This is a genomic window from Flavivirga sp. 57AJ16 (assembly GCF_028736925.1).
GTDB lineage: Bacteria > Bacteroidota > Bacteroidia > Flavobacteriales > Flavobacteriaceae > Flavivirga.
The window spans coordinates 233,058-248,841 of record NZ_JAQZAT010000005.1 but is presented as its reverse complement, the minus strand read 5'-3'; the positions used below and the strand labels follow the sequence as shown (position 1 = coordinate 248,841).

General features: G+C 30.6%; 15 protein-coding genes. 3 read left to right on the top strand and 12 right to left on the bottom strand.

Going from position 1 to position 15,784, the window contains the following annotated elements:
* Positions 1–27: 27 nt before the first annotated feature.
* From PQO00_RS07500 to PQO00_RS07475, 6 genes are all read right to left on the bottom strand, one after another.
* Complete coding sequence (locus PQO00_RS07500) at positions 28–1,269, bottom strand: GNAT family N-acetyltransferase (RefSeq protein ID WP_274184218.1); 1,242 nt, start codon at positions 1,267–1,269, stop codon at positions 28–30.
* Positions 1,266–3,023 carry a NeuD/PglB/VioB family sugar acetyltransferase gene (locus PQO00_RS07495; protein ID WP_274184217.1) on the bottom strand — a complete coding sequence of 586 codons (1,758 nt, stop codon included), beginning with the start codon at positions 3,021–3,023 and terminating at the stop codon, positions 1,266–1,268. The genes PQO00_RS07500 and PQO00_RS07495 overlap by 4 nt, the downstream gene beginning before the upstream one ends.
* 33 nt (positions 3,024–3,056) lie before the next feature.
* A complete protein-coding gene (locus PQO00_RS07490) occupies positions 3,057–3,668 on the bottom strand; it encodes a sugar transferase (RefSeq protein ID WP_274184216.1) in 612 nt (203 codons plus the stop codon).
* 7 nt (positions 3,669–3,675) lie between these two features.
* On the bottom strand, positions 3,676–4,698 hold the full coding sequence (locus PQO00_RS07485; protein ID WP_274184215.1) for a sugar-transfer associated ATP-grasp domain-containing protein: 1,023 nt from the start codon (positions 4,696–4,698) through the stop codon (positions 3,676–3,678).
* A 261-nt stretch (positions 4,699–4,959) separates the two neighbouring features.
* The gene (locus PQO00_RS07480; RefSeq protein WP_274184214.1) at positions 4,960–6,000 is read right to left on the bottom strand and encodes a sugar-transfer associated ATP-grasp domain-containing protein; all 1,041 of its coding nucleotides are present in this window, start codon (positions 5,998–6,000) and stop codon (positions 4,960–4,962) included.
* A gap of 19 nt (positions 6,001–6,019) precedes the next feature.
* Positions 6,020–7,183 (bottom strand): glycosyltransferase family 4 protein, encoded by a 1,164-nt coding sequence (locus PQO00_RS07475; RefSeq protein ID WP_274184213.1) that lies wholly within the window; start codon positions 7,181–7,183, stop codon positions 6,020–6,022.
* A 336-nt stretch (positions 7,184–7,519) separates the two neighbouring features.
* On the opposite strand from PQO00_RS07475, the gene PQO00_RS07470 reads away from it, so the two are divergent.
* The 3 genes from PQO00_RS07470 (at position 7,520) to PQO00_RS07460 (ending at position 10,729) form a co-directional block, all read left to right on the top strand.
* Positions 7,520–9,493 carry a right-handed parallel beta-helix repeat-containing protein gene (locus PQO00_RS07470; RefSeq protein ID WP_274184212.1) on the top strand — a complete coding sequence of 658 codons (1,974 nt, stop codon included), beginning with the start codon at positions 7,520–7,522 and terminating at the stop codon, positions 9,491–9,493.
* Between the two features lie 106 nt (positions 9,494–9,599).
* A complete protein-coding gene (locus PQO00_RS07465) occupies positions 9,600–10,142 on the top strand; it encodes a transposase (RefSeq protein WP_274184211.1) in 543 nt (180 codons plus the stop codon).
* Positions 10,130–10,729: a transposase gene (locus PQO00_RS07460; protein WP_274184210.1), complete on the top strand. Its 600-nt coding sequence runs from the start codon at positions 10,130–10,132 to the stop codon at positions 10,727–10,729. Before PQO00_RS07465 ends, PQO00_RS07460 begins: the two co-directional genes overlap by 13 nt.
* A gap of 192 nt (positions 10,730–10,921) precedes the next feature.
* On the opposite strand, the gene PQO00_RS07455 is transcribed toward PQO00_RS07460, so the two are convergent.
* From PQO00_RS07455 to PQO00_RS07430, 6 genes are all read right to left on the bottom strand, one after another.
* Positions 10,922–11,758, bottom strand: a complete 837-nt coding sequence (locus PQO00_RS07455; RefSeq protein ID WP_274184209.1) for a hypothetical protein — start codon at positions 11,756–11,758, stop codon at positions 10,922–10,924.
* Positions 11,759–11,863: 105 nt separating this feature from the next.
* Positions 11,864–12,784 carry a hypothetical protein gene (locus PQO00_RS07450; protein ID WP_274184208.1) on the bottom strand — a complete coding sequence of 307 codons (921 nt, stop codon included), beginning with the start codon at positions 12,782–12,784 and terminating at the stop codon, positions 11,864–11,866.
* The gene (locus PQO00_RS07445; RefSeq protein WP_274184207.1) at positions 12,768–13,241 is read right to left on the bottom strand and encodes a hypothetical protein; all 474 of its coding nucleotides are present in this window, start codon (positions 13,239–13,241) and stop codon (positions 12,768–12,770) included. Before PQO00_RS07445 ends, PQO00_RS07450 begins: the two co-directional genes overlap by 17 nt.
* A gap of 6 nt (positions 13,242–13,247) precedes the next feature.
* The gene (locus PQO00_RS07440) at positions 13,248–13,655 is read right to left on the bottom strand and encodes a thiol-disulfide oxidoreductase DCC family protein (RefSeq protein ID WP_274184206.1); all 408 of its coding nucleotides are present in this window, start codon (positions 13,653–13,655) and stop codon (positions 13,248–13,250) included.
* A 1-nt stretch (position 13,656) separates the two neighbouring features.
* Positions 13,657–14,655, bottom strand: coding sequence for a glycosyltransferase family 2 protein (locus PQO00_RS07435; protein WP_274184205.1), 999 nt, complete (start codon positions 14,653–14,655; stop codon positions 13,657–13,659).
* Positions 14,656–14,657: 2 nt separating this feature from the next.
* Positions 14,658–15,758: an EpsG family protein gene (locus PQO00_RS07430; protein ID WP_274184204.1), complete on the bottom strand. Its 1,101-nt coding sequence runs from the start codon at positions 15,756–15,758 to the stop codon at positions 14,658–14,660.
* Positions 15,759–15,784: the final 26 nt, after the last annotated feature.

The following is a 15,784-nucleotide window of genomic DNA, read 5'->3' as shown; positions in this document are numbered from 1 at the left end:
CGTTTTTTGTTTTAAGTTAGGCTCTTGCTAACTGACTAATAACAATTGACTCTTTTTTTTATTTTTTAAGAGAATTAATTTTCGATGGTCATGTTTTACTTGGTAAATCTTTAAGTTATTTAGATGTTCATTTGTAATAAATAGAAAATCGAAAATGTTTTTCTTCAAATACGATAAATCATTGTTTAGGTTAAGCGCTATGAGCATGTTGTCTTTAATATCAATTTCAGATTCACTTATTTCACTAATTATTCTATTTTGGGTTTCCTTTTTTCTTATAAGATAGGTGAACTCATGAAGTTTTTTATTCATTTCCATATCTCTTAAATATTGTTTTGCCCTAAAAAACCAAGCTAATGAATTTGCTAATATAATAGCCTTAATAGACTTAGCGTCATAATACAAATGATATTCAAAATCATACTTTAAATCACTCCATTTTTCCTTATAATCGAAGTAGCCCTTTGAGAAATCAAAGATTTTATAATTATTTTCAAAAGCCCATTCCAATATCTTTATTATGGAGATTTTCCCAATATGGAACTTGTTATAATCAATGTCAAAGACTGTGATTGCATCAAAGATAATATCTTCGGAATAATAATTTAATCGGATTGCTATGGGAGTGTTGTCATTATATGTTACAAATAAACTTGCTTTTCTTTCTAAAATTAAAGGGTATACAACATCATAATAAAAATTCCATTCTTTAGGATTTAGGTTATTATTGGTAATTTGTTTATCATCAAACCGCTTAGTTAAAAGATGTTTAAAAGAATTAAAAATGGAGTCATATTCTTGCTTGTCAATGTTTCCTATGTACATTTTATGCGTAATGTTAAAACATTTTTCAAGACGGTTTTTATATCTTCTAAACTTTTGGATGCTACTTTTGCTAAATGTAGCTGAGAAGTAGTTATTAAAATTTTTATGTTTCTCTAAATCGATTAAAAACCCAGGATATTGCTTTATTTTTAGGGACTTTAAACCCTTTTGAGTATTACCGGCTTTAATATTAAAAAAAGCAGGTACATCATAGAGCAGACATACTTTTTTTTTAAAATCTTTTAGACTGCTTTGAGCATTTAGCGAATAAGAAATGCCCTTGGTTAAGTTTCTGCCAACATTAATGTAAATGGGAAATATTGAAAGCTTATAAAAATTAATATTATTTATAAAATTAAATAAAAAAAGTGTTTGCTTTTTTACAAAGTGTTTATACCAAATATTTGTAAATGTATCAGATGTAAAGGGATTATTCTTTATCACGGGTTAATATTTATATCATCGGGAGATCTGTAAAGAGGGAAGTAATTGTTTTCTTTATTTTTTCTTCCTCTCTGTAATACTAGTTCACCATATACTTTTTCATCAATGATCCATTTCCATAAATTGAATTGTTTAAAATCCTTTGAAAAAGACGCTTTAAAGTCGAATAATGAATCATTATCTCGACCACCTAGGCCACCACCTAAATTAAAACAAACCAAGCCTTTTTCGGAAGCTATCAAACGCATTTCATCAATTAATAGTTTGGTAGGTGTTAAATGTAAGAAATCCTTCTTTGTACCAGATAAATGATACTGAACTATGGAGTTCGTAATTATGAATTGACTTGCAGCAATGGTCTTGCCAGTGTTATTATCTATTGCTAATAATATTTGAGAATCAAAACTATCTGAGTTATTCATGTTTTCAAAATAGGCTTTATCAAAATAATAAGATTCTTTTGCAGAAACACGATTCATGTTTTCATAATAAATATCAATGAAATCCTGAAGGTCCTTATTGGTAGTAGCTTTTTTTACAGAACAAAGTCTACGTGCCCTGTTTATATGAGTTTTTAGTCTTCTTCGGAAATTTCTCCTTTGCAAATCAGTGTCTAACATCAGGTCTATATTAACAACGTTTCCTTGTGGACAAATAGTTCCTATATTGGATAATATGGAACATTGTTTAGGTATATATGGATTTAATCTAGAAAATACAGAGATAAAATTATTGGCAAAGTATTCTGTTATTTTCTTTTGAAAATTGCTATTATCAAAATTTGCTGGTAAACCTTTGCTTATAGGACCAGCATATCCGTATACCGAAGTGGCATCTTTATAATTAGTGTTTGCAATGGATCTAATTAACAAAGGTATTCCTATAATTATATCATTCTCTACATATTTTAATAATACAGGGGTCTCATTTTTAGATTTTGATAACGCATGATAATCATAAGTATGATAAAAATCATATTTCCCTATGTCATGAAGTATTGAATCCCATTTATTTTTCTCATAAACCTCTTCTAAACTACATTCGTTACTAACCTGCTGTTTTAATTTAGGCTTGTTTATTTGATACCCTGAATTATAATGTTTTTCAACATCTAAATCCCTTAATTTTTTTGCTGGAACTCCAGCTACAATTATATTATCCTCAACATTTTTAATAACAACGGCACCACAACCAATAACAGAGTTTTCTCCAATTACTTCTACACCAGTCATTATAGTTGAACTTATACCTAAAAAAGATTTCGATTTTAAAACAATGTTAGCACCAACATTGACTCCTGTTGAAACAAATACACCATTTTCAAGAATGGTATGATGGGCTATTTTACTGCCCATACTAATAATCACAAAATCTTCAATTGATGTATGTGGCATAATAATAACTCCTGGAAGTAAGTAAACACCTTTACCAAGAACAACATCTTTATTCAGAATTACTGATGAATGAATAAAATTAGGAGTTTTATAACCATAATCGTTTAATTGACTGAGATAACTTGTTCGTATGTCATTATTACCAATTGGACAAAACACTTCATCAATTTTGTTTTTAAATTCAGGAGTTAGCAAATCATTAAATGATCCTAAAACTTTTACTCCATGGATTTCCTTGCCTATATTGTTTAGGTTACCATCAAAAAAACCTATTATATTATGACCAGCTTCAGTTAAATACGTTAAGAATACTTCACCGTAAGTTCCTGATCCTAATATTATTCCATTCTTTTTTTGCATTGCGTATATAATGAAATTAATTTATTATCGATATCAATAGCTATCACTTCCAGTAAAAGGAGGCATATTAAGGTTGGTTTCACTGTTAACATCTTTTTTTAATAATACCTTCTTTATGGTTAATAATAGTATTTTCACATCGAGTAAGAATGAAAGGTGCTCTACATACCAAACATCGTATTCGAATTTTTGTTTCCAACTAATGGCATTTCTACCATTAACCTGAGCCCATCCAGTGATACCTGGTTTTACATTGTGGCGTTTTTTTTGTTCTTTACTATATAGTGGTAAATAATCTATTAATAAAGGTCTAGGTCCAACCAAACTCATATCTCCAATAAAAACATTAAACAATTGAGGGATTTCATCTAGTGAATATTTTCGTATGAAAGCACCAGTCTTTGTAACTCTTTGCTCAAAAGGTAAAAACTTCCCGTTTTCATCTTTTTTATCATTCATAGATTTTAGTTTTATAATCGTAAATATATTTCCATATTTACCAGGTCTTTTTTGGTAAAAAAAGGGTTTTCCATTATTTGAAATACTTAGAACGATTATTAATATTAACAAAATAGGAGATAGTATTAATAAACCAATTAAACTGGTTACTATATCTATTAGTCTTTTAATTAGTGTTTTATACATTTTAATTTTAAGCTTCTTTTAAAATTTCTTTAAATAGCGGATGTTTAAGGTAGCCCCCGTATGCAATATCTGATAAAAAAATTGAGTTGTTGTCGTTACCTTCAATTAGCACGGGGCCTGTTTCTGTTATGGCTATATCCCAGCCTATAATTCTATCTGGGATATAATCGACAGCTTTTAAGACCAATCTGCAAGCTTCATCGAAATAAGGAATTTTAAATCCTCCAAAAACATACTTTGAATCTGGGTGCTCTGTAACTTGTTTTCCTCCATATTTCATAAGTTGTTTACCTACAAGGTCTAACGAACCGTTATTTAAATCTATTTTAACATAGAATCCGCCAGAACTTGCATTATCAACAAAATTATTACCCGCGCCAAATCTCATAAGTGCAGATAAAATATGGCTCTTATTATGCTTGTCAATATATGTATCGAACCTGATAGAATTAATACAACTAGGATTTATTTTACTAATTTCCGAATGTTGTTTTATTAATTCTTGATGTATATAGTTTTGGTTAGTTAGTTCTGTATAATGTTGCTGTACTTGATTTGATAGTGTTTCTCTTTTTAATAGAATACAACCAGATCCACCCATATCACCTGTTGGTTTTAAAAATACGGTGTTTTGTTTGCTTTCAATAAAAATATCTTCAAAATAGACTATTAAATCGTTTACAGTATTTATTTTAATTAACCTACCATTGTAAAAAAAAGAATTACTTAAATTATAACTTAAAAGTTTTGGGATGGCTAAATTATTTTCTTGGCAATAAAGGGAGAAGGTCAGTTTGTTTCTTAACATAGAGGCATATTCAAATTTGTTGAATTTTTTTGATAATGCAATCGCATCTGTTTCTTTCATGCTCAAATAATCCCTAAAATTTGTAACACTTTTTCTGTATAAGAATTTGCCAAAATAATAATGAGGTAGTTCATGTTTTACAAACATGTAAATAATGGCTTCTTTTAAAATTAAAAAGACGCTTTTTTTATTGGGGTCTTTTAATATTACACTTAAACGCATGAACAAATTATCTTTAATACTTATTTATGGCAGAAAACAAGATGTTATTTAATATTTTAAAACAGCACTTGAATAATTCATTGATAAACAAACTCTTTATTTTGGTTGGGCAATGTAGTTTTTTTGAATTTATAATTCTATAAAATTCGCTTATCATCAAATAATCTAGATAACTAGTTTTATATTTTTCCTCATAAAAGGGGTTGCAAAAATTATTATTACAATTTCACATTTTATTTTAACCTTGCTGGTATAAAAAGGCTAAGATAGAATATTATCCATATACTTGTTTAATTCATATTTAAGTCCAGTTCCCAAACACATTTGCCAGTGTGTTTTGTCCCAATTATGATTACCTTCTAATAGAAAAGCACCTTGATTGGTAAGCACAACATCCCAACCAACTGTTCTTACTTCAGGAATATGTAAAGAAGCTTTTTTGACTAGTGTAGTGGCTTCTTCCCAATAAGGTAATTGAATACCAACAATTTTATTATTGTTTACAGGATGATTTTTATAAAATGTAGTATCTAAGGGAGTTTTATAAATCACTGGCCCTTCTATAACTCCAGTTTCTATATTCACTTTGGCCGAAACACCGCCTGCGTCAAAATTGTCAATATATTTACCAGCACCCATCCTTAAAATAGCACCTATTATATGGACGTTGTTTTCTTTATCTATAATGGTAATGACTCTCAGGGTATTAAGAGACTCTGGGTATATATCATTTAAAACATCGTGTTGTTCAATACAAACCTCTATCAGGTCTAAATTTATTAAGCTTATGTAGTCTAAAAATTCGGAAACACTCATTTTATTTAATAAAAAGCTTTTTTCTTTTATAGTAACTTCAAATTTCTCGATACCAGATCCAACTTGCCCTTTACTGTTTTTAACTATAATGGATTTCGGACTCTTGATTTTAAGCCATTCTTTAAATGCTTCAGGCGTATTTTTATGAGGTAAGAAATGACCATGGCAAACGAATTTTTCAAACTTGTCATAGAATAGTTTTTTATCATAGAAATATTTTATAAAAAGCTTACCGTTAAGCTTTTTCTGAAATTTATACATGAAAATGGTGCTTGCGTAGGTTTTTTTCTCCTGTTTTGACCTATTAAAAAACTCTAGATAAAAATAATCTAAAAAAGTCATATTATACCTTAAAAAGTCGGTAAACATATTCAATATTACCCGTAAAGAGCTAGTTTTCTTTAGGTTGCTAACGTGTTTAATGTAGGTGTTTAATTTTTTATAATCTGTGTTTTTTAAAACATACAGTAAGTAGAGTAATTTCATTCGAATTTTTTAGTTTTAATTAAGAAAGGTTCTCTAAGGCATTATATTCCTTTAGTATTTGTTGCCAAACAAATTTTTGTTCAAATCTAGAAATAATTAGTTTTCTAGATTTTTTCCCCATAGCAATTAGGTCGTCTTTCTTTATACTACCCATATATTTCATTGAATTATAAATTGCCTGCGTATCCTTTACAGGTATAATTATGCCATTATTATTGTTTTCTATAATTTCATTACAACCATTAATATTACTCACTATGCAAGGCAGTTCCATAGCCCCAGCTTGTAATACTACATTAGGGAAACCTTCTCTATAACTAGGAAATACAAGGGCGTCTGATATTGAAAAAAATGGACGAACATCATTTTGCCACCCTGCAACGATAATATTTTTATGAGTATCTATTTCGGTTAAAGTCTTAGGTAATAAGGGATCAATATAACTCTCATAGGGACCAACCAATAATAATTTTGAATTCTTAAACTCTAAATTCAACTTTTTAAAGGCTTCAACTAGCTCATTAATACCTTTATCCGTAACCAGTCTTCCAACAAATACAAATACAAAATCATGAGGTTTAATACCTAACTCTTCTCGTAGTGATAAATCATGTTGCTCGTCAAATAAATCTGGATTATAATGGTTAGTATCTATTCCATTTGAACTCCCGTTACCAATTACTTTTAATTTTTCATTTGTTGTAAATTTCTGATCTAAAATAATATCCCTTAAACCAAATGAATTCGGGTAAATTATTGTAGCACAGGAATAAGTGATTTTTTCTACAAAATTTAAAAGAGACCTTTTTGCACCTGTAGACTCGACCAACGGCAAGCCTGCTATTGTATGGAGCCTATGAGGAACCCCTGCAAGCTTAGCTGCAATCATACCTAGTGTTCCAGCTTTAGGAGTGTGAGTATGAACGATATACGGTTTTTCGATTTTGATTATTTTATAAAGTTTATAAACAGATATTAAATCTTTGAAAGGCGTAATTTTTCTAGTCATTTCAACAGGAATAGTTTTTACGTTTTCAGAGCTTTCCATTTCTTTTAAAATCCCTCCTCCATTCGATGAAATACCAATTAGGTCATAATGCAGGGACATAAATTTTAGTTGACCTTTAAGAAGACCAAGAAGCGATGCAGGTACAGTGGTGATTCGAATAATTTTTTTCTTCATTTATTTTAATAGTGAGTGTTTATTTACAAAAAGCCAAGTGGTTGATAAACAAGTTATTAACAAATGGATTAATTTATTAACAAATTTAGTACAATTATACAGAATGATATTATTTTCGCACTCATTTATGTGGTATAAAAAATCCAAGAATACATTTTGTGCGTATATATGGCTATGTTACGAATTAATTAACTCTTTATCGGTGATATATGTTTTTAATCGATGTTTTTTAAGAAACCACTTACATTTCGTCGAAAAAAAGCATCTTTTTGTCGATGTTTTTTATTAATTTTCTAATATTGATTAGTTGAAGTAAACCCCAAATCTAAAAATTTTATGAAAGAGATAAGTAAATTTATGTTTTTGTTACTAGTTTTAATGTCATTAGTAACAAATTCATGCAATAATGAAGCGATATTTGAAGAAGAAATAGCTGAAGTAGTAGATCCACCTAAAGAAGAAGAAGACAATGATGATAATGATGATAATGATGATATAGATGTTACGGAACCTTGTGATTTTACTTTAGAAGGATTGGAAGCTAACTCTACGGTCGTCATAGACTGTATTTTAGATTTAGATGGAAAAACAATTAATCTTCCTAATAATGTAACAATTGAATACGAAGGAGGAGACATTATTAATGGTACCATTAACTTTGACGGAGGAATCATTGATGGAAACCTATTAAATTCTACCTTAATAATTGGAGGGACAAAACCACAATTAAAAGATCCAGTCTTTAACTTTAACCCAGAAAGATGGGGTATTGTTCAAGGGGAAACTACATCCGAAATCGCCCAAAGAAATAATAATATACTTGAGGATTTAATGAATGAATCCAAAAACATGGGTGTAAATACTTTTAAAATAGATGAATTAGATGCTTATTTTGAAGTTGGTAAAGTTACCAGCAAAACTTCAAACCAGAATTTTTATGCTACTGTAGAAGCTATTAATGTTCCTTCTGATTTCAATTTAGTAATGACGGAGAATACGCACCTAAGAGTATTTCCAAATGATGCACCAAAATATTGTTTATTGGCATTAAGAGATGTTGATAATGTAACCGTAACTGGAGGTAATTTATACGGTGATAGGGATGAGCACGATTACTCAAGTGGAGGTACTCACGAATGGGGAAATGTAATGCAGTTACATGCCGCTACTAATAGTACTATAAGCAATGTGCGTATGTTAAATGGATCTGGAGACGGTATGAAAATTAGTAGTCTACGATTTACTTTTCAAGAAAATTATGCACCTTCACATGACATACTAGTACAAAACTGTACGTTTGATAGTAATAGGAGAAATAATATTTCCGTAACTGATGGTTTTGACATTACAATTGAGAATAATTTATTATTAAATGCCGGTGTAGATACATCAAAGTCGACAGGGACTCCTCCAAAATTTGGAATTGATGTTGAGGCTGTAAGAACCTCTGATGGTAATGGTGGTTATATCCATTATGAAAGAGCTGAAGATATTTTTATTAGAAATAATACAGAACGAGGAAGTGCAGCAGGAGCTATTACTGTACATATTGGTTATAAGGTTATAATTGAAGGAAATACAACAGAAAATAGTCTTAGTTATACTTATACTTACGGAACAAAAATTATTAACAATACTGTAAATGGTAATGGTGGTACGGGAATAAAAGGAGGGAAAAATTTAGAAACGGCTGACTCAATTTATGATAATGAAATTTCCGGAAATACTATAACTGGATTTAATACCGGTATTAATGTACAAAACAGAGATGTCTTAGTATATGATAATATTATAAATGATTTTTCAACGGGTATTTCTCCTATTAACTTAAAAAATTCTAGAATTTATAATAATACTATGGTCAGTAGTAGAGATGATAGTAGAGGTTTTTTCATTAACAGAACAACCTTAGATGGTGTTGTTATAGAAAATAATGATATTACCTCTAAAGCTAATGCTATTAAGATTTCTACCTGTAATTTTGAGCCAGAGGCGGCAAATTATAGTGTTACTTTTGATAATAATACCTTTAAGTCATCTGCATATTCACAAATTAAAGATGCAAGAGGCGTTATTTTCAAAAACAATTCATTTAATCATGGTGTTGAGATTTATGATTCTCAGAATATAGATTTCAATGGAAATAATATTAGTACCCAAAGTCACGATGGTATATATTTAAGAGATATTAATCAAGATATCGATCTTATATCGAATTCGATTGATGTTGCTTCAAATAGAGATTGTGTGAGAATTGATTCCACAACGAGCTCTAGCGAAGTAAACGATTCTAATAATGATTGTTTGTAATCAGGATCAAAGTAATTAAAAGTTAATAAAAAAGAGGCTGTCTGAAAAGTCAAGACAACCTCTTTTTTATTTAATGAGAAAGGCACATTCATAAAACGCAAAACCCTTGTACAGGGGCCGCATCGCCCTGATGTTCTTAAAGCACTATGCGGGCTGTTCGGACCGAAAGCTCATCGAGCAGCTCAACGGTAATCTCGACTACCAATTTTTCTGCGATACCCTTTTGGGCCACAAGCGCATTACCAATTACAGGATAGTAAGCCAGATACGGGGCGAACTGGCATCCCAATTAAATATAAACGATCTGGAGAAGCACCCCTACAACCATTGGGCCTGTTATATATCCCGCCCAGAGCAGGCCACCACCGATGCCACCTGCTACGAGAGCGAACTGCGCTACCCGACCAACCAAAAGCTGCTTTGGGAAGCGGTAAGCTGGCTGTACAACCAACTAAGGCGCACCTGCAAGGCATTGGGCATAAAAATGGTACGCAGCAAATACAACAAATGGAAAAAGCGCTACCGTGGCTTTAGTAAAATGCGGCGCAAGACAAAATCCAAGCGCAAGGCACTGACCAGGGCGTTGCTGTTACTGCTCGAGAAGTTCATTGCCCTTAACCAAACTATTACAGACGTATGGCCACTATAAGGACGGTCTGCAAACAACAGGCCCTGCATTTTAAAACGGGCAAAAAAATAGAGAACCGCATCGTAAGCATTTCCAAGCCCTACCTACGCCCCATAGTCAGGGGCAAGAAGGTCAGGCCCGTGGAGTTCGGGGCCAAGGTAAACAAGCTCCAAATAGACGGCATCAACTTTATAGGGCACATCAGCTTTGATGCCTTTAATGAAGGTACGCGATTGCGATCCACCATTTACAGGGCCCAAAGCCTTACCCACAGAAAGCTACAGGTACTGGGGGCTGATGCCATTTATGCGACCAACAAAAACCGCAGCTATGTGACCAGGCACAATATTAAAACAGACTTTAAGCGCAAAGGCCCAAAACCTAAAGGCTACAAAGAGGAAAGGGCCCTTAAGGCCGTGATAACAAAAGAACGTGCCACCAGATTGGAGGGGAGTTTTGGCAAGGAAAAGGAGCATTACCTCCTCAAAAAGGTAAAGGCAAGGACCAAGGCCAACGAGATACTGTGGATATTCTTTGGGATCCACACCGCCAATGCCCTGGAAATTGGTAAGCGCATGCAAAAGGCCGAACAAAAACAGGCGGCATAAGACAAGAAAATATCGTCCTCTATGGGATAGGTGTGTCCTTTTGTCACAAAACCCCACAAAAAACATGGAAAAACAAAAGAACACTAAAAATCCAATCTGGATTTTTAGTGTTCTTCTTAATTGATTAAATTTTATAGACTATTTTCTGAAAGTGCCGAGAAAACAGAGAATTTACCTAACGATAGTTGTGTATTATGATTTAATAGAACTCCTCAAATTATCGATAAGGGCTTTTGTGTCCTCTTTATTAATCCCTAATTGATTTCCTCCTAAACTTCTTATTCTTTTTATGATTTTACTGTAGAACAATTCATAATTTTGAAAGTAAACACTATTGTCAATTATATAATGTTGTTTTTTCCTTTTCTTCTTTTTTCTTTTAACAACAAATTTTTTTTTAACAATATATTTTAAGTGCGATTTCTCTAACTCATCATGTTTACTATCTGATTCAAGTCTTTTCCAATTACCTGGCCATCCTTCAGTTCTTTCGGTAAGTCGATCGAATAATATATCTGTATTACAATCGATAAAAACAAATAGTTGTTTAATCTTTCCCCATCGTTTTCTTTTTAGAATTTTAAAAAATCTTTTAAGTTTTGATGAACTGCATTTCTTCATACACATAGATGAAATATGAAGGAGCCCTTCATCTAAGATAAAAACACACTTATTATCACACTCTTTTTTAATGTCATCTATTATTCTATAATTTAAAAGAATATCCAGTAAATACATAACTCTTTTTCGTTTTACCTTAAAAGAATGACTCGGGGCTAAAAGTATATTAATTATGTAGCCTAATGTATGGAAATCAATTACTTTTACCATATTTGATAGTATGCACAACCTAATTAGAAGCCTATTATCACTTACTGCTAATAGGTTCATTCTTTTCCTTTCATTAATATCATCACGATTAAATATGCTAATACCTATGTTGCTCATTTCGTTTTTTAAATGATCAAAAAGCTTTTCGGCAAAATGTGATTTGCCTGATCCTGGAACTGCAATAAATTCAATTATCATATATTCATTCTTTTTTAATTGTAATCTTATTATTTAAGCTAAAAAAAATATAGTTCTGTTCTATACTTAATAAACTGTAATATAGACTACAACTGAGTTCTTCTTTTAAAAAATAGCACTAATTACACGTATAAAAGGGATTTTGATTAAAGGTAATAATATAAATACTAATAAATAAAACATGGCGTATTTGGTTAGTTTATTTGGTTTGGTTGCTTGAATAAAACCAAGTGTTGCTAAGATAATAGCAAAACCATATACAGTTGCGATAGGATAAGTTGTTAATATGAAGGCAATTAAAAACACATTTCTGTATTTTGATAATAGGGTAGTAGCAGGAAGGCAAAATGTGATGGCTATCATACCTTCAATAAAAATGGTCCAATATGATATTATTAAACCAATTGTCGATAAACCTTCAGCGCCATTTACATCAAAGAAAAGCTCAGTGTTATTAGTGCTTAAAAGGTTTTGCATGTTTATCTCATTTTCTTTTAAAAGTAATGGATCTACATCTGCAACAAAAGAAGTAAATCCATAAAACCTTGGGTCTATAGTGTTTGTGAATTTAAAAAAAGAACCATCTACAAATTCAGGAGCGAGAAACTTACCAGCAACAGCAAATAAAAAACAAAGACCAATAATATATTTCGCTTGAACTCTTAAATTGTTGAGGATGCTGTTTTTTTCTGAAAAAAACAACATTAATGTAATTGCTAAAATCACATATGCAAAAATATGTTTATGGTTAGGGACATAGCCTACTAAATCTAATATCAAGTATGGGATCACGCTAAATAATGACAATAATAACCAAAAATACTTGTTAGAGGCTATTCTATTAAATAATAATCCAGGCACTACAATTACTGGAACTAGAATAGCCAATACTGTATTATCTTTCATTAAGATCAGTAATATTATTAATACCATTTTTAGCACTAATAATAACAGGTCTTTTTCGTTAATTGAGAACCCTTCTTTTAATTTTTCTAAAGTCGATTTTATATTATAAGTTTTCAACATCGTTTATTAGTTCTAGTTTTATTCTATTTTTCTCATTATTGTAATGAACTCTATAAACTTGCATGTTTTTTATGTTTTCCGATTTTACTTCCTCTGAACAGGCTTTATCAGATTTGATTGTAATAGCATCCATTTCTTCATTATAGCACCAGGTATAGCTTTTAATATCTTTTAAAATACTTTCTAATCTATGCTCACTGGGAAGTATTTTACTTTCTACATAAATATCTTCTAATGCTTCTATATTTCTAAGGTTTACAAAATAGATTTTATTATTATGCTCTACTGTAAAACCAGATACACGATATAGCATTTTATCTATTTTTCCAAACATACGCATACCTCCACCCATCCAACTATCTAAATGGTGCGTTTCAACTAGGATAATGTTTCTTACAAAAAAGAAAAGCATTATAAATGGAACCAAGTATTTAATAATTGTGCGTTTATATTTCATAATTATCTATAAAAATTGTTTTCTTTCATTTTCTGTGGGCAGTCTACATGTTTCCTTTTTTCCTAAAAACCTATATCTGTTTTTTGCTACCAAATTATAACAAGCATCTCGAATAAATTTAGGAATTAAAAGGAGTATTTTTGCTGCTACCTTATGAAAAACCGATAATTCTAAAAAGATACGTAAGACTGCTGATGACTTACTGTATACTTTATTACCTGTATAGTAGTAAATAGTATTGTAATTAGATTCTAACACTATGTTGTCGTATTCCTTGAGTTTTTCTATGGCTATATCTGATTGAAGTGCTGCATAATAAATCGAGTTGTTCTTATTTCTATTAATTACATAATCAATAAAACCATTACATAGATTACAAACCCCGTCAAAAAAAATTATTTTTTTATCTGTCATTTCAATTAGTATTTAATGCTCTTTTTAATAGTTGCGCCGGCCTGAACAAGAAAAAATTTTTTAACATTACTTTTCTAAAAAGTTCTTTCTTCTTAATGGCAACTGGGTATTTAATGTAAAAAAGTTTTTTCTCTTTTAATGTTTTTTTATACTTGTTAATTTCATTGAAGGAATAATTATTCTTAAACATTAAATAAAACGCATTTATGTTTACCATAGTTAATCGTTCATTAAAAAACGAGCTAACAGATTCACTTTGATTAGTATGCGAATAACGATCCCTGAAATCTCTTATGCTTGATAAAATATGAGTAAAATCGATTAAATACTTGTCTTTTTTTGCTCTGTCGTTATTTCTGGTAATTGAGTTTGAAGACTGTAAAAAAGCAGCACATACATTTTCTACTGCTAATATTCTTTTTGCAAAAAATAAAGCGCGCGTATTAAACTCAAAATCTTCACCAAAAATTTTCTCTAAAAATAATAAGTTATTAGTTTGAAGAAATGCTCTTGAATATAACTTGTTGCAAGCAGATCCAGCGTATTTAATGGTGTTATAATATTCAATACCATTATATATGATTTCATTACTACTTCGAGATATGGTATTAACAGTTTCTCCACTTTCGGCAACAAGATGGGCTCCAAATTCAAGTATATCTAATTTATGTTTATCAGAAATTTTAATAATATTTTCTACGCTATTTGATATGAGCCAATCATCTGCATCTAAAAATATTATATAATCCCCTTTGGCGTTTTGTATACCAGTATTTCTGGCACCACCTAAACCTTTGTTCTTTTGTGATATAATACTAATAAAATTATATTGTTTGGATAGGTTAGTGGCAATCTCTAAACTATTATCTGGAGAATCATCATTTATCATGATTACTTCAAATGTTCCAGGTTTTAAATTTTGAGCAATAATAGATTTTACACACTTGTCCAAATACTGTGCTACATTGTACATGGGTATTATAATACTTGCCTTTATCATAATTAAAATAAATCTGAGTAATAAATTGTATACATGAAAAATGTAAAAGAAAAATAAAATAAAACAACCCGGCCTAAAACCAGATGTTGATTTCTGTAAAAACGTTCCTTTAAAAAGGGATATACAATAATGATAGACATTAAAAACCAAGATAGGTATGCAAACCTATTTGAGAAATTAGCCCTGATGACTAATATCCAAAATCCGTTGGCTATTAGATACGTATTAAATAATTGTAAGTAGAGTTTATCATTAAACTGTTTTTTAAATATAAAATACCATCCTGCAAATACAGCAAAAGCACTATAGAATAAAAAATCGTAACGAAAACCACCCCTTGCTTGTTGTGCTCCTTCGGCAGCTAAATAACCACTTAAACGTTCGTCTGCAAAGCCTAAGGAGGCAAACAGCGATTCCCAGAAGCCACCAAGGGCAATTGATAAGGGAATAGCAGATAACCAGCAGAATAAATAAAACTTGGGTTTATTATAAAAAAACGTTACTGCAAAAGCAAATATTGGCAATAACAGTGTTTTATGAAATAGAGTAGCTATAAAGCATAAAGCGATCATTTTAGCCTTATTATTATGGTAGGACAAACCCCAGAGGAATAAAGAAGTGGCAATACCATTTCTTATACCATTAACTCCATAAGACCAAAAAGAAAAAGATACTATAAATAGTAAAAAAGAGTAATACCAATATTCTTTGAACAAAGTTTTAGAGACTCTATACATAGGGTAGATGTACAATACAGCACATAATAAAAAGAAAGTATGGAGAGATAAAAAAGTGGCACAGAATTTCATAAAAATTTGAAAAACTAAATCTTTATCTGTTCTAAGTTCTCCACCAAATGCGTAAGCATTAAAATTATTTGCATATGTACGCATGTCTGTAAAGTACCTACCACTTACGGGTCTTAAACCAATATAAAAAATGAGAAAGACTAATAGTGTAAACCCCATAACTTTAATAAAAGAAATATTCTTTTTATCATCCATGGATAATATCCAGGTATGAACCATTGTAAACAATACAATGGCCAAAGCTGTATATATATAGACCGCATAGTAATATTTTAAAGGAAAAAAATCTATCACTTTTTTATATCTAAATGATTAATATA